Origin of the sequence: Mycobacterium sp. SMC-8 (genome assembly GCF_025263565.1) — a bacterium.
Classification (GTDB): domain Bacteria; phylum Actinomycetota; class Actinomycetes; order Mycobacteriales; family Mycobacteriaceae; genus Mycobacterium.
Genome location: NZ_CP079865.1, coordinates 2,820,124 through 2,839,835, shown reverse-complemented (window position 1 = coordinate 2,839,835; position 19,712 = coordinate 2,820,124). Strand labels below are relative to the sequence as shown.

Annotated in this window: 19 protein-coding genes and 3 pseudogenes; 8 read left to right on the top strand and 14 right to left on the bottom strand. The window is 68.6% G+C overall.

What is annotated here, in order from left to right:
- The first annotated feature begins 4 nt into the window (after positions 1–4).
- Genes KXD97_RS13840 through KXD97_RS13830 form a run of 3 tightly spaced genes read left to right on the top strand, consistent with a single transcriptional unit; the run spans position 5 to position 2,590 of the window.
- Complete coding sequence (locus tag KXD97_RS13840) at positions 5–880, top strand: universal stress protein (RefSeq protein ID WP_260757414.1); 876 nt, start codon at positions 5–7, stop codon at positions 878–880.
- Between the two features lie 40 nt (positions 881–920).
- Positions 921–1,145: a cation:proton antiporter gene (locus KXD97_RS13835; protein ID WP_260757412.1), complete on the top strand. Its 225-nt coding sequence runs from the start codon at positions 921–923 to the stop codon at positions 1,143–1,145.
- Positions 1,091–2,590 (top strand): cation:proton antiporter family protein, encoded by a 1,500-nt coding sequence (locus KXD97_RS13830; RefSeq protein WP_260757410.1) that lies wholly within the window; start codon positions 1,091–1,093, stop codon positions 2,588–2,590. The genes KXD97_RS13835 and KXD97_RS13830 overlap by 55 nt, the downstream gene beginning before the upstream one ends.
- Here the strand turns inward: KXD97_RS13830 and KXD97_RS13825 are convergent.
- From KXD97_RS13825 to KXD97_RS13805, 5 genes are all read right to left on the bottom strand, one after another.
- Positions 2,569–4,224, bottom strand: coding sequence for an HAD hydrolase family protein (locus tag KXD97_RS13825; protein ID WP_260757406.1), 1,656 nt, complete (start codon positions 4,222–4,224; stop codon positions 2,569–2,571). The two genes, KXD97_RS13830 and KXD97_RS13825, sit on opposite strands and share 22 nt — an antisense overlap.
- A gap of 86 nt (positions 4,225–4,310) precedes the next feature.
- Complete coding sequence (locus tag KXD97_RS13820; RefSeq protein WP_260757403.1) at positions 4,311–4,709, bottom strand: hypothetical protein; 399 nt, start codon at positions 4,707–4,709, stop codon at positions 4,311–4,313.
- A complete protein-coding gene (locus KXD97_RS13815; RefSeq protein ID WP_260757402.1) occupies positions 4,706–5,614 on the bottom strand; it encodes a universal stress protein in 909 nt (302 codons plus the stop codon). Before KXD97_RS13815 ends, KXD97_RS13820 begins: the two co-directional genes overlap by 4 nt.
- 41 nt (positions 5,615–5,655) lie before the next feature.
- On the bottom strand, positions 5,656–5,934 hold the full coding sequence (locus tag KXD97_RS13810) for a DUF1876 domain-containing protein (protein ID WP_260757401.1): 279 nt from the start codon (positions 5,932–5,934) through the stop codon (positions 5,656–5,658).
- An 83-nt stretch (positions 5,935–6,017) separates the two neighbouring features.
- Positions 6,018–7,724, bottom strand: coding sequence for a GAF domain-containing protein (locus KXD97_RS13805; protein WP_396885195.1), 1,707 nt, complete (start codon positions 7,722–7,724; stop codon positions 6,018–6,020).
- 126 nt (positions 7,725–7,850) lie between these two features.
- Here KXD97_RS13805 and KXD97_RS13800 point away from each other — a divergent pair, with 126 nt between their 5' ends.
- Positions 7,851–8,099: a hypothetical protein gene (locus tag KXD97_RS13800; RefSeq protein ID WP_260757399.1), complete on the top strand. Its 249-nt coding sequence runs from the start codon at positions 7,851–7,853 to the stop codon at positions 8,097–8,099.
- Here the strand turns inward: KXD97_RS13800 and KXD97_RS13795 are convergent.
- The 6 genes and pseudogenes from KXD97_RS13795 to KXD97_RS13770 all read right to left on the bottom strand — a co-directional run bounded on the left by KXD97_RS13795 (position 8,096) and on the right by KXD97_RS13770 (position 13,546).
- On the bottom strand, positions 8,096–8,356 hold the full coding sequence (locus tag KXD97_RS13795; RefSeq protein WP_260757397.1) for an acyl carrier protein: 261 nt from the start codon (positions 8,354–8,356) through the stop codon (positions 8,096–8,098). The two genes, KXD97_RS13800 and KXD97_RS13795, sit on opposite strands and share 4 nt — an antisense overlap.
- 4 nt (positions 8,357–8,360) lie before the next feature.
- A pseudogene (locus KXD97_RS13790) lies at positions 8,361–9,568 on the bottom strand (dihydrolipoamide acetyltransferase family protein).
- Positions 9,565–10,542 (bottom strand): alpha-ketoacid dehydrogenase subunit beta, encoded by a 978-nt coding sequence (locus tag KXD97_RS13785; RefSeq protein WP_260757395.1) that lies wholly within the window; start codon positions 10,540–10,542, stop codon positions 9,565–9,567. The pseudogene KXD97_RS13790 and the gene KXD97_RS13785 overlap by 4 nt, the downstream one beginning before the upstream one ends.
- Positions 10,539–11,513 carry a pyruvate dehydrogenase (acetyl-transferring) E1 component subunit alpha gene (gene pdhA, locus KXD97_RS13780; protein ID WP_260757393.1) on the bottom strand — a complete coding sequence of 325 codons (975 nt, stop codon included), beginning with the start codon at positions 11,511–11,513 and terminating at the stop codon, positions 10,539–10,541. The genes KXD97_RS13785 and pdhA overlap by 4 nt, the downstream gene beginning before the upstream one ends.
- Positions 11,513–13,277 (bottom strand): annotated as a pseudogene (gene acsA, locus KXD97_RS13775) (acetate--CoA ligase). Before acsA ends, pdhA begins: the two are co-directional and overlap by 1 nt.
- Entirely contained in the window at positions 13,274–13,546 is a 273-nt protein-coding gene (locus KXD97_RS13770) for a hypothetical protein (RefSeq protein WP_260757390.1), read from the bottom strand. Before KXD97_RS13770 ends, acsA begins: the two are co-directional and overlap by 4 nt.
- Positions 13,547–13,704: 158 nt before the next feature.
- Here KXD97_RS13770 and KXD97_RS13765 point away from each other — a divergent pair, with 158 nt between their 5' ends.
- A complete protein-coding gene (locus tag KXD97_RS13765) occupies positions 13,705–14,133 on the top strand; it encodes a nitroreductase/quinone reductase family protein (RefSeq protein ID WP_260757388.1) in 429 nt (142 codons plus the stop codon).
- A 183-nt stretch (positions 14,134–14,316) separates the two neighbouring features.
- On the opposite strand, the gene KXD97_RS13760 is transcribed toward KXD97_RS13765, so the two are convergent.
- Positions 14,317–15,144 carry a universal stress protein gene (locus KXD97_RS13760; protein WP_260757386.1) on the bottom strand — a complete coding sequence of 276 codons (828 nt, stop codon included), beginning with the start codon at positions 15,142–15,144 and terminating at the stop codon, positions 14,317–14,319.
- A gap of 176 nt (positions 15,145–15,320) precedes the next feature.
- On the opposite strand from KXD97_RS13760, the gene KXD97_RS13755 reads away from it, so the two are divergent.
- From KXD97_RS13755 to KXD97_RS13745, 3 genes and pseudogenes are all read left to right on the top strand, one after another.
- Positions 15,321–15,755, top strand: coding sequence for a CBS domain-containing protein (locus tag KXD97_RS13755; protein WP_260757385.1), 435 nt, complete (start codon positions 15,321–15,323; stop codon positions 15,753–15,755).
- A 52-nt stretch (positions 15,756–15,807) separates the two neighbouring features.
- Entirely contained in the window at positions 15,808–16,548 is a 741-nt protein-coding gene (locus tag KXD97_RS13750; RefSeq protein ID WP_260757383.1) for a GAF and ANTAR domain-containing protein, read from the top strand.
- A 107-nt stretch (positions 16,549–16,655) separates the two neighbouring features.
- Positions 16,656–17,246 (top strand): annotated as a pseudogene (locus KXD97_RS13745) (dienelactone hydrolase family protein); the annotation flags it as partial.
- 9 nt (positions 17,247–17,255) lie between these two features.
- Here the strand turns inward: KXD97_RS13745 and KXD97_RS13740 are convergent.
- Together KXD97_RS13740 and KXD97_RS13735 are read right to left on the bottom strand one after the other, a co-directional pair.
- On the bottom strand, positions 17,256–19,346 hold the full coding sequence (locus KXD97_RS13740; protein ID WP_260757382.1) for an adenosylcobalamin-dependent ribonucleoside-diphosphate reductase: 2,091 nt from the start codon (positions 19,344–19,346) through the stop codon (positions 17,256–17,258).
- A 12-nt stretch (positions 19,347–19,358) separates the two neighbouring features.
- Positions 19,359–19,625: a DUF1918 domain-containing protein gene (locus KXD97_RS13735; protein WP_260757381.1), complete on the bottom strand. Its 267-nt coding sequence runs from the start codon at positions 19,623–19,625 to the stop codon at positions 19,359–19,361.
- Positions 19,626–19,712 lie beyond the last annotated feature (87 nt).

Sequence of the window (19,712 nt, the reverse complement as noted above, 5' to 3'; positions counted from 1 at the left end):
CACGATGTCCGCTGCGGTTGAGATCGGCAAGGTAGTTGTCGGAGTCGATGATTCACCCTCGTCGCAGCCGGCCCTCGAATGGGCCGCCAAGGAGGCCGCGCTGCGCGAGGTCCCGCTTGTGATCCTGTACGCGACCACGCTGCCGATCGGGGCATGGCCGGTGGCGCCGGTGCCGACCGGTTTCCTGGACTGGCAGCGGGAGATCGGCCAGGACATCCTCACCGACGCCCGGCAGATCGCCGAGAAGCTCTCCGCGGGAACGGTGCCGGTCACCGCCGAGTTCGCCGTGGCGACACCGACCGCGGCTCTGGTGGAGCAGTCCCGCACCGCGGGCATGGTGGTGGTCGGCTCCCGGGGCCGGGGCGGGCTGGCCCGGAAAGTGCTCGGCAGCACCAGCATGGGCCTGGTTCACCGCGCCCACGGCCCGGTCGTGGTGGTGCGCGACGAAGCGCCGGCCGCCGGCGAGGGGGCGCCGGTGCTGTTGGGCTTCGACGGCTCGCCGGCAGCCGAACCCGCCGTCGACATCGCTTTCCAGGAGGCATCCCGGCGGAAGGTGGGGCTCGTCGTGCTGCATGCGTGGTGGTCGCCGGGAGCCTTCGAGATGCCGGGCTTCGACTGGAACGAGCTACGTCCCGAGGTCGAAGCGGAGGCGTCCCGTCAGCTCGCCGACTGGCAGCGGCGCTACCCCGAGGTGACGGTCGAACTCGTGGTTGTGCCCGACGAACCGGCCCGCCGCCTCGTCGAGCGGTCCGACTCGGCCCAGCTCCTCGTCGTCGGCAGCCATGGATACGGCGCGGTGACGGGCTCACTGCTCGGGTCGGTCAGCGCGGTCGCGGTGCAGGCAGCCAGGATCCCCGTGATGGTGGTGCGGCCCCGGTGAACGCCGCGGTGGTGACCCCCCTGGCCGAGACCAGTTCGTGATGCACCTTCACCCTTTCGCCACCATCGCCGTCGTCCTGGCGCTCGCCACCGTCGCAGGATTGATCGCCACCAGGCTGCGGCAGCCGCTGATCGTGGCCTTCATCCTGGTCGGTGTCGCGGCCGGCCCGGTCGGCGCGGGCTGGGTGACCGTCGACAGCACCCTGGCCAGATGGGGCTGGCGATCCTGCTGTTCCTGGTCGGGCTCCGGCTGGATCTGCACATGATCCGCAACACCGGTCCTGTCGCGGTGGTCGCTGGACTCGGCCAGGTATTCGTCACCTTCGCGCTCGGATTCCTGATCTCCCTCGGTCTCGGGATGGACACCGTCACCGCGGTCTATGTCGGCGTCGCGCTCACATTCTCGTCCACGATCATCATCGTGAAATTGTTGTCGGACAAGCGCGAGCTCGACACGCTGCACGGCCGGATCGCACTCGGCATACTCATCGTCCAGGACATCGTCGTCGTGGTGGTGATGATCGCCCTCACGGCGTACGGCACAGGCGGTGACGGCGGCGTCGCCGCGGGTATCGCGGCGGTGGCGCTCAAGGGCGTCGGTCTGCTCGCCGCCGTCTGGGTGCTGATGCGGTTCGTCCTGCCCTGGGTCATGCCGCAGATCGCGCGGTCGCAGGAGCTCCTGGTGCTGTTCGGCGTCGCCTATGCGATGTCGATCGCCTCGTTCAGTGAGTGGCTGGGGTTCAGCTCCGAGGTCGGGGCGTTCCTGGCCGGAGTGTCGTTGGCAGGCACCCAGTTCCGTGACGCACTCGGTGCCCGCCTGGTCAGCCTGCGGGACTTCCTGCTGTTCTTCTTCTTCCTGAACCTGGGCGCCGGCCTGGACTTGCGCGAAGCCGAGGGCCAGATCACCGAGGCGGTGTTGCTCTCTCTGTTCGTGTTGGTGGCCAAGCCGGTGATCGTCATCGCGATCATGTCGGTGATGCGGTATCCCGCGCGTGTCGGATTCCTGGTCGGTCTGCCGCTCGCCCAGGTCTCTGAATTCTCGTTGATCCTGGCCGCTTTGGGGCTGACGCTCGGGCACATCGACAACGCCACGGTCAGCCTGATCACGGTCGTCGGTCTCCTCACCATCGCCGTGTCGGCCTACATGACGACGTATTCGGACAGCATCTACGAACGGTCGAAGCGGTGGTTGTCCCACTTCGAGAGACAACGTCAGCGCGAGCACGTGGCCGCCGGCGCCGACGGTGACTTCGACGTCATCCTGTTCGGACTGGGTCGCTTCGGCAGTCATCTCGCCGAGCGTCTGACCGGCGCCGGCCACCGGGTCCTCGGTGTCGACTTCGACCCGCACGGCGTCAGCACGCACCGCCGCCGCGGGGTGTCGACCGCTTTCGGCAGTGCGGAGGACCTCGACCTCCTCGAGGCGCTGCCGCTGGACCGGGCCAGATACGTCATCAGCGCGATACCGAGCCTGCAAACGAATCTCGCTCTGCTGCACGGCCTTCGGCAACACCACTTCACCGGAGCCGTGGCGTTGACCGCACACACGCGCCATGACGCCGAACGACTTCGCGCCGCCGAGGTGGACATCGTCCTCGAGCCGTTCTCGGCCGCCGCGCACAGTACCTCGAACACGCTGCACGACCTGCTCACCGCCGGCGACTCGGGGAACGACGACGAGCAGAATCCTCAGCCGGGAGCTTCGAGGTAGCGCTTCTGCACCGCGTGCGAGATCCGGGTGCGGATCCGCTCGGCTTCGGCAGCGTGATGCGCGGCCAGTTCGTCCTCCCACGACGCCACCTCGGCCGCCAGCTCGGCGTCGGCGATGGTGTGCCGCAACCAGCGGGAGAAGTCGCCGCGCTCGAGGTGGAAGCGCAACGTCTCAGGCGCCAGCCGGATCATGGCCTCGCCGAACTCCCGCATCGTCGCCGCCGGTGCCGGTGCCTGCCCGTCGGTGGGTTGAAAGTAGAACCGGCGCTCCTGAGGAAGGGCGACGTCGGCGTACTTGTGCCGATGACGGATGTGGCTCGTGCGGCGGCCCGCGACGGTGAAGCAGCGCGGCCGGCCGCCGCCGTGCCTGATGACCGCGCGTGCGACCGGCCACGGTGCCGCTTCAGCGCCTTCCGGACTGAGGGTCTCCACGACGACGTCGCTGGCGTCGACCTCGTCGGCGGGCAGCGTCGCCGGCGCGAAGGACGACAACACGTAGCCGCCGCGGCGCACCCAGCGGACTTCCTGCTGGGGGCCCAGCAGGTGGGCCTCGTCCCAGATGACCCAGTGCGGGAAGCCGTACTGTTCGCGGTGCGCCTCGACGACGGCCCGGAGACGGTGGATGTACCCGCTCTTGGCGGCGGCATTCAGAGCCGACAGGTCCACCACGAGACTGGTTCGGGGGTGCAGCATCTCGACCAGATCGGGAGGTTCGAGCAGGTGCCGTCGGCTGTCGACGAGGACGACGCTGTCGAGATCCCTGAGTTCGGTGTGGTCGCCTTCGGGATCGACCACGAGCACGCCGTAGCCGGCGAGGATCCACTGCTCGGCCATCAGCCCGATCAGGTGGCTCTTGCCTGAGCCCGGAGGGCCGGTGACCACGATGCGGCCCTGGCTGCCCGGCAACCGCGCCGGTGTCTGATCCTCGAACACGCCGATGTCGATCCACCGCCGCATCGGGCACCATCGCCGGGCCCCGCTGACGATCGGCCCGTCCAGCAGCCGGGCGACCCCTTTTCCGTCCCGACCGTCGATGACGACGTCGGCGTGCGCCTTGACCGATGCGACGGCGTTGACCACCGCCACTCCCATCTCGGCGGCCGCCATCATCGACAGGTCGTTCTCGGCGTCACCGATCGCAATCGTGTTGCGCAGCGAGCGGTTCATCCGGGTGAGCAGGTTGTGCAACCCGCTGCCTTTGGTCACCCCCGCGGGCAACACCATCAACGCTTCACGGTTGCGGACGATCTGGCAGTCCAGACCGAGCATCCCGATCGCCTCGACGACCTCGGCGGCGTGCTTGCCGTCGCCGGCGATCAACGCCGCACCCCGCCGAAAAGGGATGCACCGCCGCGTCAACTCCGTGTCCAGGGCAGACTCCACCGGCGCCGACAGCGCGACCTCGCGACCGTCGATCACCGCCATGGCGCCGTTCTCCAGCACCAGCGCGTCGGCATGCTCGGCGATGCCGGGGAACTCGGCGTAGAGGTCGGCTCCGATGCGTCCGGTGACGAACACGATCGACAGTCCGCGGTCCCGGGCCCGCCGGATGGCACGCAGCGCATCGGAGGACAGTTCACCGGCCGATGTCAGCGTGCCGTCGATATCGGTCGCGACGACTTTATAAAACGCCATGGCACCCCGACCCTGAGCCGGCCGCGATCACTGCAAGTTCCTGCTGTGTCATCTGATTCCGAAGATGAACTTGACCGGCCCGCCGGTCAGCCGCGGGGTGACGAGCGCGACGGCTGAGTCAGGCTGCGGTTGACGATGGCCACCGCCGCCTTCAGATGCCGGTCGGCCTGGTCGATGTGCGTGCTGAACTCGGCATCGTAGTTGTTGAGGGTCTGCTTGAGCACGGCCAGGCACATGTGCGCGGCGTCGTGCGCATCCGTTGCGGCGGCGTCGAGTTCGGCGGTGAGGTCCGCATCGGGGGCAGGCAGGTGAGCGACAAGCCCGACGCTCTCGGACTGCCCGAAGATCCTTCGCGACTCCACCCGGCCGAACAGCACGACCGCGATGACGCCGGAGGCCATGACCACCGCGGCGAGGACCGCGAATCCGGCGATCGCCGGGAATGTCCGGTACCACGGTCGACACCCCGGCGCGGGCCCGGTCATCTCGGGCGCACCACCGTCACGGGGACGTCGACCGACTGGACGACCGCGGAACCCACTGAGCCGAGCAACATCCCGGCGAATCCGCCGCGGCCGTGACTGCCGACGACGAGCAACTGGGCTGTGCGCGAGGCGTCGATCAGGCGGCGGGCCGGGTCGTCGAACTCCACCCGACGATGCACCCGCACGTCGGGGTAGCGCTCCTGCCAACCGGCGAGACGCTCGGCGAGAACCTCTTCGGCTTGACGGCTCTGGTTGTCCCAGACCTGACCGTGCAGCGGTGGGCCGGCGATGTCCTTCCATACGTGGACCGCCACCAGGTCGACCTTGCGGGCCGCGGCTTCGTCGAAGGCGACCGCGGTGGCCTGCTCGGAGACCGGTGACCCGTCGATGCCCAGCACCACCGGTGCCGCCGGGTCCGGAAGCCGTCCGTCGCGGGTGTGCACGACGGTCACCGGCCCGTGCGCGTGGTGAACCAATCCGCCGCTGACAGAACCCAATACGAGCTTGGCCAGTCTTCCGATCCCCCGACTGCCCACCACGACCATGTGCGCCTTCTTCGACGCATCGACGAGGGCGGGCACCGGAGGCGAATACTGCACCTCGGTGGTCACCGCGATCTCCCGGCCGGCTTCGACAGCGATCGAGCGCACTGCCTCACGGGCGTGGACGAGCGCATCTTCAGCGTTCTGCCGCTGACATTCGGCGACGGTCTCCTGCAGCGGCGCCATCGGCCAGCTGACGACCGTCGGCGCCACGACGCAGAGCAGAGTCAGCGGGATCCCGGACAACAGCGCTTCCTGCGCGGCCCACTGCACGGCCGCCGCGGAATCCGGCGAGCCGTCGACTCCGACGACGATGCCGTACCCGTCCGTGTCACCGGATTTGGCGGCGGTCGGCCAGTCCATGGCACTCCTTCCCTGGGTGGTCGCCTTTACTGGTCCCGTCCTCAATGCAGCGAGACCACGTGTTCGTGCGTGACGTCCTCGATGTCCCTGGCCGTCAGCGCCAACAGCCGCTGCGCCAGATCCGAGAGTGCCCGTGCCACCGCGAGTTCGTCTCCGATGACCGGCACGTCGCGGTCGTTCGGATTGCGGCGGGCCAGGCCCACTCCCGTCACCTCCCTCTCGTCCCACACCAGCCGCGCGGTGGCGCGGGTTTCCCCGTCCTGCTCGTCGACCGACACTCCGACGGTCCACTTCTTTGGCTCTGGGATTGCTGTGGTCACAGTGCGCTCCTCTCCTCGGTGCCGGCCGGTGACCACGACGCTATCCACGGTGGTTCCGATCAGGTAGGGCCGAAATGCCCGAATCAGGCGCTGGACAGCGGTGCGCTCCAGGTCAGCCGGGTACCGCCCGAAGGGGGGAGGTCGACGGCGAAGTCACCGCCCGCCGCTCGGGCGCTGGCGGCCAGGTTGGCCAACCCGCTGCGGCGCTGATCACCGGGCGCCAGACCTCGGCCGTTGTCGCAGATCCCGATGATCAGGTCGTCGCCGACAGTGATCTCCACGCTGATCGCCGACGCGCCCAAATGCCGAACCGCGTTGCTGAGTCCTTCCAGCACAACGGCTTCGGCATCGTCGGCGAGCGGCGGGTCCACCGCTCCCATCGGGCCGGACAGTGACAGCGTCGCCGCCACGTCGCGATCTTCGGTCAAGCGGTGGAAGGCATGCCTGATCCGCTTGGCGAAAGCGCCGTGCACCGGCTTCTGCAGATTGAAGATCGTCGACCGGATCTCGCTGATCACCGCCTGTAGTTCGTCGATGCACGACGACAGCCGCTCCGAGGCCTCCGGGGGCCGCACGCGGGCGCTGAGCCCCTGCAGGTCCATGCCCACGGCAAAGACGCGCTGGATGACCTGGTCGTGCAGATCATGGGCGATGCGCTCCCGGTCGGTGAGCATCGCGAGCTCGGTCGCCGAACAGCGGGCCCTGGCCATGGTGAGCGCGATCGCCGCATGGTCGGCGAAGTCGCGTACCAGGTCGAGATAGGCCGTGTCGAAGCGGGGCCCGAAGTCGTTGCGGGCCACCGCCAGAACCCCCAGACACTGCTGTTCCGAGCGTAGCGGCACCACGATCGCCGGCCGCTCCCCGACGTCGGTGAAGGCCCGGATCGGACGGCGGAACGCCTCGGTGATCACCGGTTCCCCCGACCGGAACACCGCGCCGGTGGTCGAGCCTTCGATCGGAACCCGTTGATCGAGAACATCATCGACGTGGCAACCATAGGCGGCGGATACCACGAGAGTGTCCACCTCAGACTGCGGTTGCTCGGGATCCGCGGGAACGAGCACGATCCCCTGTTCGGCGTCGGTGAGCTCGCAGACGCGCCGGACGATCAGCTGCAACGGCCGCAGATACGGATCGTCGTCGCACAGCACCGCGGCGGTGATCTCGCGGCTGGCGTCCGTCCAACGCGCCGCAGCGCGCGCCTGACCGAACAATCGCGCGTTGTCGATGGCGACGGCCGCGACGGACGCCAGGGCTCTGGCCGACGTCTCGTCGGCTTCGGCGAAGGCGAAATCGCCCCGGTCGTCGGCCAAATAGAGGCTTCCGAACGGCTTCCCGCGAACCTGGATCGGCATTCCGAGGAAGGCGCGCAGCGGTGGGTGCCCGTCGGGAAGGCCTGCCGAAGCGGGATGCTCGGCGAGGTCCGACAGGCGCACCGGAGCGGTGCCGTCCCGCAGGAAACCCAACAGTCCCTTGCCCACCGGCAGGCCCCCGATGGCGGCCGCGGTTTTCTCGTCCATCCCGTCGTAGATGAATGAGGCCAGCGCGCCGTCCTCACCCCACACCCCGATGGCGCCGTAACGCGCTGCGGTCATCGTCTTGGCGGCGCGCACGATGCGGTGCAGCGTGGCGTCGAGTTCCAGACCGGAGTTGATCTCGATCGCGACCTGCAGAAGTTCCCCCAGCTGGTCACGATCAGCGGCCAGTTCGTCGAGTTGCTCGTGGATCCGCCGCAGGTCTTCTGGGCACCACCGTCCGAACGCGACGGAGTGTCGGTCACTCACATTCATCCCCTGTGCAGATGCCTCCGATTGTCCCAGTCCGCGCCGCCGCCGTACATGCTTGGCCGCTGTGAATTTCTGAGAAAAAGCGCAGATCAGAGGCTTGATCGTTACGGGTAGCGGTAACATCGGGCCATGGCCGCGGTGCGGTTGCAGTGCTGGGAATGCGGGCTCGCCTTCTACGGTCGCGCCGACGCCCTGTACTGCAGCGCCGGGTGCAAACAGCGCGCCTATCGCCGCCGGGAACGCCAGCGCGCGGCCGTGCTGCGCTCCAACGCCACCGTCGAGGAGGCACGCAGGATCCGGCAGGAGGCTGCCGACATCCGACGGCGTGCGCGCGCAGCCAGGGAGGCGGCGCACACCGCCCACCACCGTGACGCTTAGCCGACGACCCGGCCGGTGTGGCTCTCGACGTACCCCACCACATCGGCCAGCGTGCGCAGCTTCTGATAGTCGGCTTCGGGTATCTCGACCTGAAGCCGTTTGTGGATGCCGACGAGGAAGTTCAGCCAGTCCATCGAGTCGAGATCGACCTGGTCGCGCAGCAGGGTGTGGTCGTCGAGGTCGTCGGGTTCCACCTCCGGAGCTATCGAGGTGAGCACCGACAGGATGTCGGCGCGGATGTCCTGTTGTGTTCTCATGGCGTCACTTCTCGAGTTGTTCGGGTTGTTGGAGGAGTTGGTCGATCGCGGCGAGGAATAGTGCACCGCGGTGACCGTCGCTGGCGCGGTGGTCCGCGGAGAGTGTCGCGTGGACCGCTGTGGCGATGCGGATTCCGCCGTCCACGGCACACACCCGCTGCGCCGGCTTCCCGAATCCGACGAGCACCACCTGGGGCGGGTAGATGATCCCGAAGACCTCGTCGACACCCTGATCCCCGAGGTTGGTGACGGTGATCGTGGGGGCCGACATCTCGGAGCTGCGCAGCGAGCCGGCCCGGGCCCGGGCCACCAGGTCGATGAGGTCGGACATCACCTCGTCGAGCTTCTTGCCGGCCACGTCGTGGATCGCGGGCGCGACCAGACCGCCGCCGCGCAGCGAGATGGCGACGCCGACGTGCACACTGTCCGCCGGGGCGTAGCCGTCGTCGTGCCAGAATCCGTTCAGTTCCGGGAACCGTTGTGCGGCAAGAGCTACCGCCTTGATCTGCAGCACCGCCGGCAGCACCCGGTCGGCGATGGAACGTTGGGCGTTGCGGTCGGCCAGCCACTGCAGGGCCGGGTCCATCAGGATCTGATGGGAGAGGTAGTAATGAGGGATCTCGCGCTTGGAGCGGCCCATCGCCGCCGCGATCGACTTCCGCATCGCGCTCGCGCGGCTCTCGGCGGCGGAAGCCGGTTTGACCGGCTGGGCGGAGACGACCGGCTGCGCGGAGACGACCGTTACCTGCTCGGCCGAGGCGGCGGCGTGTTCGACGTCGGCGATGGTCACCGCACCCTGCGGCCCGGTCCCGGTGACAGCGTCGAGATCGACGTGCATCGAGGCGGCCAGCCGGCGCGCGGCGGGTGAAACCAGCGGCGGTGCGCGGCCGGGACGGCGGCGGGCCGCCCATCAGGCACGGCGGCGGGTTCGGCGACGGGCTGGGTCGCGGGTGGGGCTGGAGGACCGGCGATTTCGCCGGGGGCGAGCAGGGTGGCCATCGGGGTGCCCACCGACACCGTCTGCCCGATGGGCACCAGCAGTTCGTGCACGATGCCGTCGTGCCAGCACTCCACCTCCACCGCGGCCTTCGTGGTCTCGACCACCGCGACGACCTGCCCGCGACTGACCGTGTCACCGGGCTTGACCAGCCATTCGTTGAGTGTGCCTTCGTCCATGTCGGCGCCGAGTGCCGGCATCGCGAACTCGATCACCGTTGGCCTCCGAACATCTCGCGCACCTGTGCGACGATCGCGTCCCGCTGCGGCAACACCGCCTCTTCCAGATGGCGCGCGTAGGGCACCGGCACCTCGACGCTGCACACCCAGACGACGGGCGCGTCGAGATCGTAGAAAGCGTTCTCGGTGATCTGGGCGCTGATCTCGCCGGCCAGGCTGCCTGTCCGCCAGGCTTCGCCGACGACCACGGCGCGATGTGTCTTGCGCACCGAGGCGATGAAGGTCTCCGTGTCCAGTGGGCGCAGCACCCGCAGATCGACGACCTCGCAGTCGATTCCGGCCAGCGACAGCTCGTCGGCAGCGTCGAGCACCTTAGGCAGTGATCCGCCGTAGGTGATCAGCGAGACGTCCGAGCCTTCCCGGCGCACCGCGGCGCGGGCGATGTCCGTCGGGCCTAGGGATTCCACGTCCGCCGAGGTGTTGTACAGCTGGACATGCTCGAACATGATCACCGGGTCGGGGTCCTGCAGGGCCGCCGACAGCATGCCGTAGGCGTCCTCGACGGTGGCCGGGGCGACCACGGTGATACCCGGGATGTGGGCATACCAGCCCTCCAGGCTGTGCGAGTGCTGGGCAGCGAGCTGGCGGCCCGCGCCGGTCGCCATCCTGACCACCAGCGGCACCGAGAACTGCCCGCCGGACATGTGGCGCAGCGCGGCCGCGGTGTTGACGATCTGATCCAGCGCGAGCAGGCTGAAATTGACCGTCATGACTTCGACGATCGGGCGCAATCCCCCCAGCGCGGCGCCGATTCCGATGCCGACGAAGCCCAGTTCCGACAGCGGCGTGTCACGCACCCGGTCGGATCCGAATTCCTCGAGCAGACCCTTGGACGCGGCGTACGTTCCGCCGTAGCGGCCGACGTCCTCTCCCATCACAAGGACCCGCGGGTCGTCACGCAGTGCGTCGCGCAGCGCGTCGTGCACGGCGGTGCGGTAGCTGGTCTTCATCGCTGGCCTCCCGGCGTCGGCGTCATCAGATCGCGCTCGAGATCCGCGACGTCCTCCCAGGTTCCGGCCTCGGCGAACGCCACCGCGTCCCGGATCTCCAGGTCGACGTCGTCTTCGATCGCGGCGACGTCGTCGGGGCTCAGCAGCCCTTCGTCGGCGCAGCGGTCGGTGAACATCTGGATCGGGTCGCGCTGCCGCCACTGCTCCACCTCGGCCTTGTCCCGGTACAGTTCCCGGTCGAACATCGAGTGGGGCCGGAACCGGTAGGTGCGAAACTCCACGAAGAACGGCCCACCGCTGCGGCGGATGTGCTCGACGCCCTCCTGCGCGGCGGAGCGGCAGGCGGTGACGTCCATCCCGTCGGCGGCCAGAGTGGGCACGTTGTAGGCGGCCGCCTTCACGGTCAGGTCGGTCTGCGACAGTTCGCGGCGCAGCGCGGTCCCCATCGCGTAGAGGTTGTTCTCGCAGCAGAACAACACGGGCAGATGCCACAGCACCGCCATGTTCAGGGACTCGTGGAAGGCGCCCTCAGCGATCGCACCCTCACCGAAATAGCATGCCGTGAGCCGGTTTCGGCCCTGGTAGGCGTCGGCCAGGGCGAGCCCGACCGCCAGCGGTAGCCCACCCGCGACGACGGCGTTGCCGCCGTAGAACCGCCTGCCGGCGTCGAAGAGGTGCATCGACCCGCCACGACCTCGCGAGCAGCCCTGCTCTTTGCCGAACATCTCGGCCATGATCGACGTCATCGGGACGCCGCGCAGCAGCGCGTGGGCATGTTCGCGATACGTGGCTACCACGGCGTCGTCGGCGTCCAACGCCCGCAGTGAGCCCGCCGCCACCGCCTCCTCACCGACGTAGAGGTGCAGGAAGCCACGAATTTTGCTCGCGCTGTATAGCTCTGCGCACTTCTCCTCCATCCGCCGGACCCGCACCATGTCCGACAGAAGGGCGCGCGCGTCGTCGCGGTCCATCACCGCGTCACCGTGGTCGCGCCCACCCCGGCGGTGGCCTCGATGGTGGAGGTGTCGCCTTCGGGAAGTCCGAGTTCGCGCGCTTTCAGCAGGCGGCGCATGATCTTTCCGCTGCGGGTGTGCGGCAGCGAGTCGGCGAACTCGATCGTCTTGGGCGCCACGGCCGCACCCAGCTTCTTCCTGGCGTGCGCCAGTAACTCGCGGCGTAGGTCCTCGTCGGCGTGAAATCCGTCCCCCAGCGTGACGAAAGCCTTCACCACCTCGCCGACGGTGGGGGGTCCGGCAGTCCGATGACGGCCGCTTCGGCGATGGCGGGATGGTCGGTGAGCGCGTTCTCGACCTCGAAGGGCCGATCAGGTGCCCTGCGGACTTGATGACGTCGTCGGCGCGCCCCACGAACCAGAAGTAGCCGTCACGGTCACGCTTGGCCATGTCCCCGGTCAGGTACAGTCCGCCGGCGAACGTGTTGCGGTACCGCTCATCGGGCTTCAGTGCGAGTTCGCCTTCCACTCCGGGTTCCTCGACCACCTCGATGGACCCGTCGTCGCGTCGATGGACGATCGAGGCCTCCACCCCGGGCAGGGGCCGCCCCATCGAACCCGGTTTGATGTCGAACGCGGGCGTGTTGGCGATCATGATGCCGCCGGTCTCGGTCTGCCACCAGTTGTCGTGAATCGGCAGTCCCAGTACGCGTTTCCCCCACCAGACGGCTTCGGCGTTGAGTGGTTCGCCGACGCTGGCGACGAACCGCAGCTGTGGGAACCGGTAGTCCGCTGCGAGCTCCGCCCCGGCTTTGATGAGCATCCGGATGGCGGTCGGGGCGGTGTACCACACCGAGACACCCTGGCTCTCCAGGATGCGGTACCACCGCTGTGCGTCGAAGTCGCCTTCGTCGACGATCGACGTGACCCCGTGCAGCAACGGCGCGATCACCCCGTAGGACATTCCGGTGACCCAGCCGGGATCGGCGGTGCACCAGTAGATGTCGCCGTCGTGGAGGTCGAGTGCGTAGAGCCCGGTGAGGTAGTGCATGGTGACCGCGCCGTGGACGTGCAGCGCCCCCTTCGGCGTCCCGGTGGTGCCACTCGTGAAGTGCAGCAGCGCAGGGTCGTCAGGCGTCGTCGGCTCGATCGGTGCATCGTCGGAGGCCGCGTCCATCCACCGCCAGAATCCCATCGTCTGGGGCCCGGCATCCTCGCTGCCGTGGTCGTCGATCACGAAGACGTGCCTCAGTGAGGGCAACGTGTCCCGGATACCCGCGATCTTCTTGCGGTACAGCGCCTTGGTGGTGACCAGCACCTCCGCCTCGCCGATACTGAGCCGGGTCGCGACCGGCTCGGGACCGAACGCGGAGAACAGCGGCGACACCACGCTGCCGTTACGCAGCGCCCCAAGGATCGTGACGTACAGTTCCGGGCACCGGCCCAGCAGGGTGAACACCCGCCCGCCCTTGTTGACACCGAGCGACCGCAGCACGTTGGTGAATTTGCCGGTGAGGGTTCCCAGTTCGGCGTAGCTGAGGTCGCGAACACTCAGGCCGCCGTGCCAGCCGGCCTCCGACACGAACCGCAGCGCGGTCCGTGCTTGCGCCGGAACGCCGGTGTGGCGGTCCACCGCGGCGTAGGCGATGTTGCACAGACCGGGGCCCATACCGTCACACACATCGGGGGCAGCGTCCCAGTCGAAGTCCGCGCAGGTGCTTTCGTAATCAACGAAATTCGGGATGACGCGCCAGTCTTCGGGCGATCTGTGGATGACGGTCATGACGCTGCACCGGCGCTCGGCGGTCGCAGCACACCGATTCGCACCGCGGTGCCGAGGTTGGCCATCACACGTTCCAGCAGCGCGTCGCAGGCCGAGCCGTTGTCGTGCAGCTTCCGAAATCCGCGGTGCAGCAAAAAGACGTCGAGTCTGCGGTCGATGGGCCAGTGCGCATAGATGTCGCCGGTGAACTCGGAGCGGAGAAACTGCCATGCGACATCGTCGAGTTGACGCTGCGTCAGGGCGAGTTGGTCGGTCGACGTCGCGGGCATGGGCGCTCCCTTCCAAGGTGGATCGCTCTCATCGTTTTCCGAGCACACCGCGCCGCAATAGAGACGAAAGTCACCATTGCCGAACAGGTGCCTTTGGTCCCTCAAAGCGGGTCCGCCTTACCCTGCCCGGCCGGCATCCCCCTCGGTGAGCATCAAGTATGCGCATGCAATCCACCCGCTCCGCCAGGGACGCGGTGCGGACGTTCAACAAGCACGTCCTCAACCCGGTGATGCTCCTGTTGGCCGGCCGAAAGCACTGGTACGCCGCGACGATCCAGCACACCGGGCGCACCACAGGGCGGGTCCGTACCACGCCCGTCGTCGCCGACCGCGCGACAGATGGATTCATCACACCGCTGCCCTACGGCACCGACGTCGACTGGCTGCGCAATACCCAGGCCGCGGGGAAGGCGACGATCACCGTCGGCGGCCGCTCGTATCCGGTAGTCGCCCCGCGGATCATCGACGCGTCGACCGCAGCTGCCGAGCTGTCGGCCGGACGCCGGCGCACCTTCGACCGGTTCGGAATCGAGCGCTTCGTCAAGTTCACCTTGGCGCCCGACGGAGAGGCAGATCATGACATGTGACCGACTCCGCACACTCTCCGATGCGGCGCCGCCGTCGACCACGTCGGCGCTGTAATCGACGATGCGTGGGGTGAGCTGCTCCGGGTTGCTCGAATGCCCTAGCGCCACATGGGCAGGAGGACAGTCCGATGAAGCGAGTGCGACCGCGGATGGCGCGACCCCGTAGCACGGCGACTGCGGAGGCTACGTCCGCCGAACGACGATCACCGGGACGCGCGAACCTGCGGCCACCGCGGCGCTGACCGAGCCCAGCAACGTGCCGGCGACGGCGCCCCGGCCGTGACTGCCCACCACGACGAGCTGCGACCGCTCGGACTGGACCAGCAGCTGTTGGGCGGGATTCTCGAAGCGCACCAGCGGATGCATGGCCACCTCCGGGTACTTCTGCTGCAAGTCCTGAAGGGTTTCGCGCAGGAAATCCTCGGCTTCCTGTTCGGCCATCGTGATCTGCCGGCGGTGGGCACCCGGGGCGTCGGAGTCCTTGCACACGTGCAGCGCCAGCAGATCTGCCGACCGCCGGGAAGCTTCGTCGAAGGCGAACGCCGCCGCCGACAGCGATGTGTTCGAACCGTCGATCCCAACCAGGATCGGCCTGCGCCCCGGCCCCTGCCGGGGTGCGACGTCGTCGTGGACGATCGCGACGGGGTTCCTGGCGTGGTGCAGCAGACCGAGTCCCACCGAGCCTGCCAGCCGTCCGGAGCGGCCGCGGCTGCCGACCACCGTCAGCTGGGCCTCCCGCGACGCTTCGACGAGCTCGGGCACCGGCTTGCCCGTCAATCGCCGGCTCTCGACACCGGGACCCTCGCCATCGGAGGCTTCACGTCCGACGACCGTCGCCTCGGCCAAAACCGTGTCCCCGTTGGCGGTCTCGGCGACCTCATCGACGTGGATGACAGTCAGCGGCACGTGGCGTAGCCGGGCTTCGCCGGCCGCCCATCGGACCGCCGAGAGCGATGACGGCGACCCGTCCACCCCGACGACGACGCCGTGCGACCCCCCTGGTTCAGACATGTCGGCTCCCTCCGGACGTGCTGATGTCGTGACCGTAGATCCGCGGTGGGGCCCCCAATGGGGTCATTGGTCGCGAATCTGGTGCCAAAAGACCTCTGGGTCGGGCCCCCTGTCGGTCTCAAACTCAGTACAGGGCCCACGCGAATGCCCGGGCGTCCGACAGGGAGGAGAACACCATGACCACCGCCCGAGAGATCATGCACGCCGGGGTGACATGCGCGGGTGAGCACGACACCCTGGCCGCTGCCGCGCGCCGGATGGCCGAGATGGGTGTCGGAGCGCTACCCGTATGCGGTGACGACGACCGTCTGCACGGCATCATCACCGACCGCGACATAGTCATCAAATGTGTCGCCGAAGGCCACGACCCCGCCGCCGTCACCGTCGGTGAGCTCGCCCAGGGCACGGTCTATCACGTCGGGGCCGACGCCGGTGTCCAGGAGATGCTCGCCCTTATGGAGGAGCACCAGATTCGCAGGCTGCCCGTGATCGACGATCACCGCCTTGTGGGTATCGTCTCCGAAGCCGACATCGCCCGCCATCTGCCCGAATATGCTGTCGCGCAGTTCGTCAAGGCAATCTGTGCGCAACAGGCGATCCCCAGCCATTGAGCGTGACCATGCCCGCGTCCGTACGCCGGCGCCACCTCCGGGACGGGTAGCGGTGGACGGCAACCGGGCCGCCCGCATCTGGACCGCCGTCGCGCTCCGGGCGATGCGGGAGAAGACACCACTGTCGCCGACGCACGCATGTGTGGAATGCGTGGAAGCGCTGACCGTCGACGGCGCCGGCCTGATGCTCGCCGCGGGACCGGACACGCTGGAGCCCTTCTACTGCATCGGTGACCATGCCGGGCAGGCCGACGACGTGCAGGCGACGGTCGGCGAGGGACCGGGGATCGACGCGTCGGCCACCGGGCAGCCGGTTCTGATCGACGACCTGACCTCGTCGGTCGTCCAGCGCCGTTGGCCCGCTTTCACCGGCCAGGTCGCGCCGCTGGGTGTGCGGGCGGTACACAGCTTTCCCCTCGCCCTCGGCGCAATCCACGTCGGCGCGCTGAATCTCTACAGCGACGCTCCACGTGACCTCGGCCGGGACGACCTGGTCGACGCTCTGATCTACGCCGACACCGCGCTATTGCTGGTGCTCGACCAGCGCGTCGGGGTCGAATCCACGAACGGCGCGACGACGAACGGCCAGACACCGGCACTGTGGCGTGCCGAGGTGCACCAGGCGGCCGGCATGGTGTCGGTGCAACTGGGCGTCTCGGTCCTCGACGCGCTGGTACGGCTGCGGGCACACGCCTACCGCCATGATCTGCAGTTGGCGAGCGTGGCCCGTTCGGTGGTGGAACGCAAGCTTCGCCTTCAGCCCGATCTGGCCGGATCGGAGGGGTCGTCATGACTGACGGTGCACACTCATCCATCACCCACACGTCGGTCGAGCCGGCCAACAACCACGGCGGCCTGGACACTCCGGTCCGGGTGTCGACCGAGGCAGCGGAACTGGACGGTCAGCTCACCGTCCCGGACAACGCTTGGGGGGTGGTCGTTTTCGCGCACGGCAGCGGCAGCAGCCGACACAGCGTCCGCAACCGGTACGTGGCGAAGGTGCTCAACGACGCGGGGTTGGCGACCTTGTTGTTCGACCTGCTCACGCCTGCCGAGGAAGCCAACCGCGCCAACGTGTTCGACATCGGGTTGCTGGCCGGCCGGCTCGTCGACGTCACCGACTGGGTGAAGAGCCGGCCGGACCTGGCCTCGCTGCCGGTCGGCTACTTCGGAGCCAGCACCGGTGCGGGTGCCGCGTCGACCGCCGCGGCCGACGAGCGGGTCGACGTCGCCGCTGTGGTCTCCCGCGGCGGCCGGCCTGATTTGGCCGGAGCCCGCCTGGCCGACGTCACCGCACCGACCCTGTTGATCGTCGGCGGGCGTGACGAGACCGTGCTGGAGCTCAACCGCCAGGCCCAGCAATCGATGTCGGCTCCGTGCACGATCGCGGTGGTGCCCGGCGCGACGCATCTGTTCGAAGAGCCGGGAACCCTCGATCAGGCGGCCGAGCTGGCACGCGACTGGTTCGTCCGGCATCTCGGCCACCGGTGAGCGGCCGGATCACATCTCGCAGGACCGGCCGACGCACCCTCCGCTGAACTCTAGGTCGGCCTGCGCCAGGGCCGGTTGCGGCGCGGCATAGGAGAGCACCTGGCCCCGTCGACTTCCGTAGCGGTACACGGTGATTCCCTTGACCTTGGCCTGCCACGCTGCCAAGTAGGTCGCGCGGACATCGGCGACCGAGGCGTCCGCGGGCAGGTTCACCGTCTTGGAGACGGCGGCGTCGACATGCCGCTGCACCGCGGCCTGCATCCCCAGATGCCAGACCGGGGCGATCTCGCCGGCGACCGGAAACGCGGCGCGCACATCTGCGGGCAGCTGCCGGTAACCGCGGACGCCTCCGCGCTGGGCGATCTCGGCGGCCAGCTGCTCGGTGTAGAAGCCCCCGCGGCGTGCCAGCCGGTCGAAACACGGGTTGACCTCCAGCAGGTGCCTGCCTACGACGGCGCGGGTGTAGGCGATCGCGAACATCGGTTCGATGCCGGCGGTGGTACCTGCGATCAACGAGATGGTCCCGGTGGGCGCCACCGAGGTCAGCTGGGCGTTGCGGCGGGGCCGGTGACGGGCGAGCCTGCTTTCCGCGAAGGCGGGGAATGGTCCGCGCTCTTGTGCGAGCCGTCGTGAGGACTCGTGCGCGGTCCGCTGGATACGGCCCATGACCTGGCCGGCCAGTCGCACCGCTTCCTCACTGTCATAGGGAACTCCAAGGGTGGCAAGCATTTCGGCGAGCCCCATCACGCCCAGACCGATCTTGCGGGTAGCCCGGGTGGCCACGCCGAGCTCCTCGAACGGGTAGCGGCTGACGTCGATGACGTCATCGAGGAACCGCACCGCCAGCCCGGTGACCTCACGCAGCCGCTCCCAGTCGACCCCGTCGTCGAGGACCATGCGCGCCAGGTTGATCGAGCCGAGATTGCACGACTCGTTCGGCAGCAGCGGCACCTCCCCGCACGGATTAGTCGCCTCGATACGGCCCAGACGGGGAACCGTATTGGCGCGGTTGATCGCATCGAGGAACAGCAGGCCGGGGTCGCCGCAGGCGTGCGCGGCCTCGCAGATGGCGTCGAACAGCTCGGCCGCGGAGACCGTCGCGGCCGTGCGTCCCGTGCCGGGATGCACGAGCCGGTGCACACCGCCGCGTTGCACCTCCCGCATGAACGCGTCGCTGACCCCCACCGACAGGTTGAACTGCGACAACTGCTGCGGCGACTCGGCTTTCGCGGTGACGAAGGCACGGATGTCGGGATGGGACACGTCGAGCACGCCCATGCAGGCTCCGCGCCGCCGGCCGCCCATCGCGACGACCTTTGCGGCGGTGTCGAACAATCCCAGAAACGACATCGGACCGCTGGCACATCCGCCGGTGCTGGCGACCCGGTCGCCGGCCGGCCGCACCCGACTGAACGCGAACCCGGTGCCGCCGCCGCACCGCTGAATCTCCGCAGCGTGTCCCAGTGCGGTGAAGATCGACCGCAGCGAATCCTCGACTGGCAGGACCACACAACCCGACAGCAGACCGAGCTCGGTGCCGGCGTTCATCAGCGTGGGCGAGTTCGGCAGGAACTCCAGCCGTCGCATCGAGAATGCGAACCGCTCGGCCCACCGCGCCGACGACCGGGGCTGGTACGCGTCCTCGGCTGCAGCGACGGCGCGGGCGGCACGATCCATCATCTCGCCCGTCGACTCGGTCGGATGGCCGTGCTCATCGCGGCGCAGGTACCGTTCGCGCAGCACGGTCACCGCGGCCAGACTGAGTTTGAGTTCGTCGCGTACCCCCAGAAGCGCCTTGGCGGAGCGGAGTTCGGCGTGACGCTGCCGGTAGATGATGTAGGCGCGCGCCACGTCGTCCAGCCCCGCTTCCCCGAGCCGCGCCTCCACTTGGTCCTGGATCGTCTCGACCGCCGCAATCCCAGAACCCAACGCATCGGCCACAGCCGCCGCCACGGTAGCCGGCAGGTCCGGGTCCTCACAGCCCACCTCACGGGCGGCGAAGGACACGGCGGCCTCGATGCGCCCGATGTCGAACGGTACGAGGGTCCCGTCACGCCGCCGCACCTGCTCGGGCCGGCGCCGCCGCGACCGGGCCGCCATGGTGCGCACCCGCTAATGCGGCCCGGCGCGGTGAATCTCGGACCGGACCGCCCCGAACCGGCGCTGCGCTCTCTCGTCGGCCTCATGCTGTTGGTCGTCGGTGACGACGACGGCGTCCGGTCCCGGGAACACCAGGCATTCGTGCTCGGAGTCCAGCCATCGCACGACGTAGGGCGGTGAGCCGTCACCCGAGCGCACATCGGTGATCAGGCCTCGGTGTTCGGGCCGGTCGACCGTCAGACCCTTGATCACCAGCCAGTCGCCTGCTTTCGCCTTCATGCGGCCTCCCTTCCGATGCGCCGATGATCGCGGACGGAGGTGCCGTTGGCTAGGGCACCCGGCCCTCATTGCGGGGGCCGAAAGTCC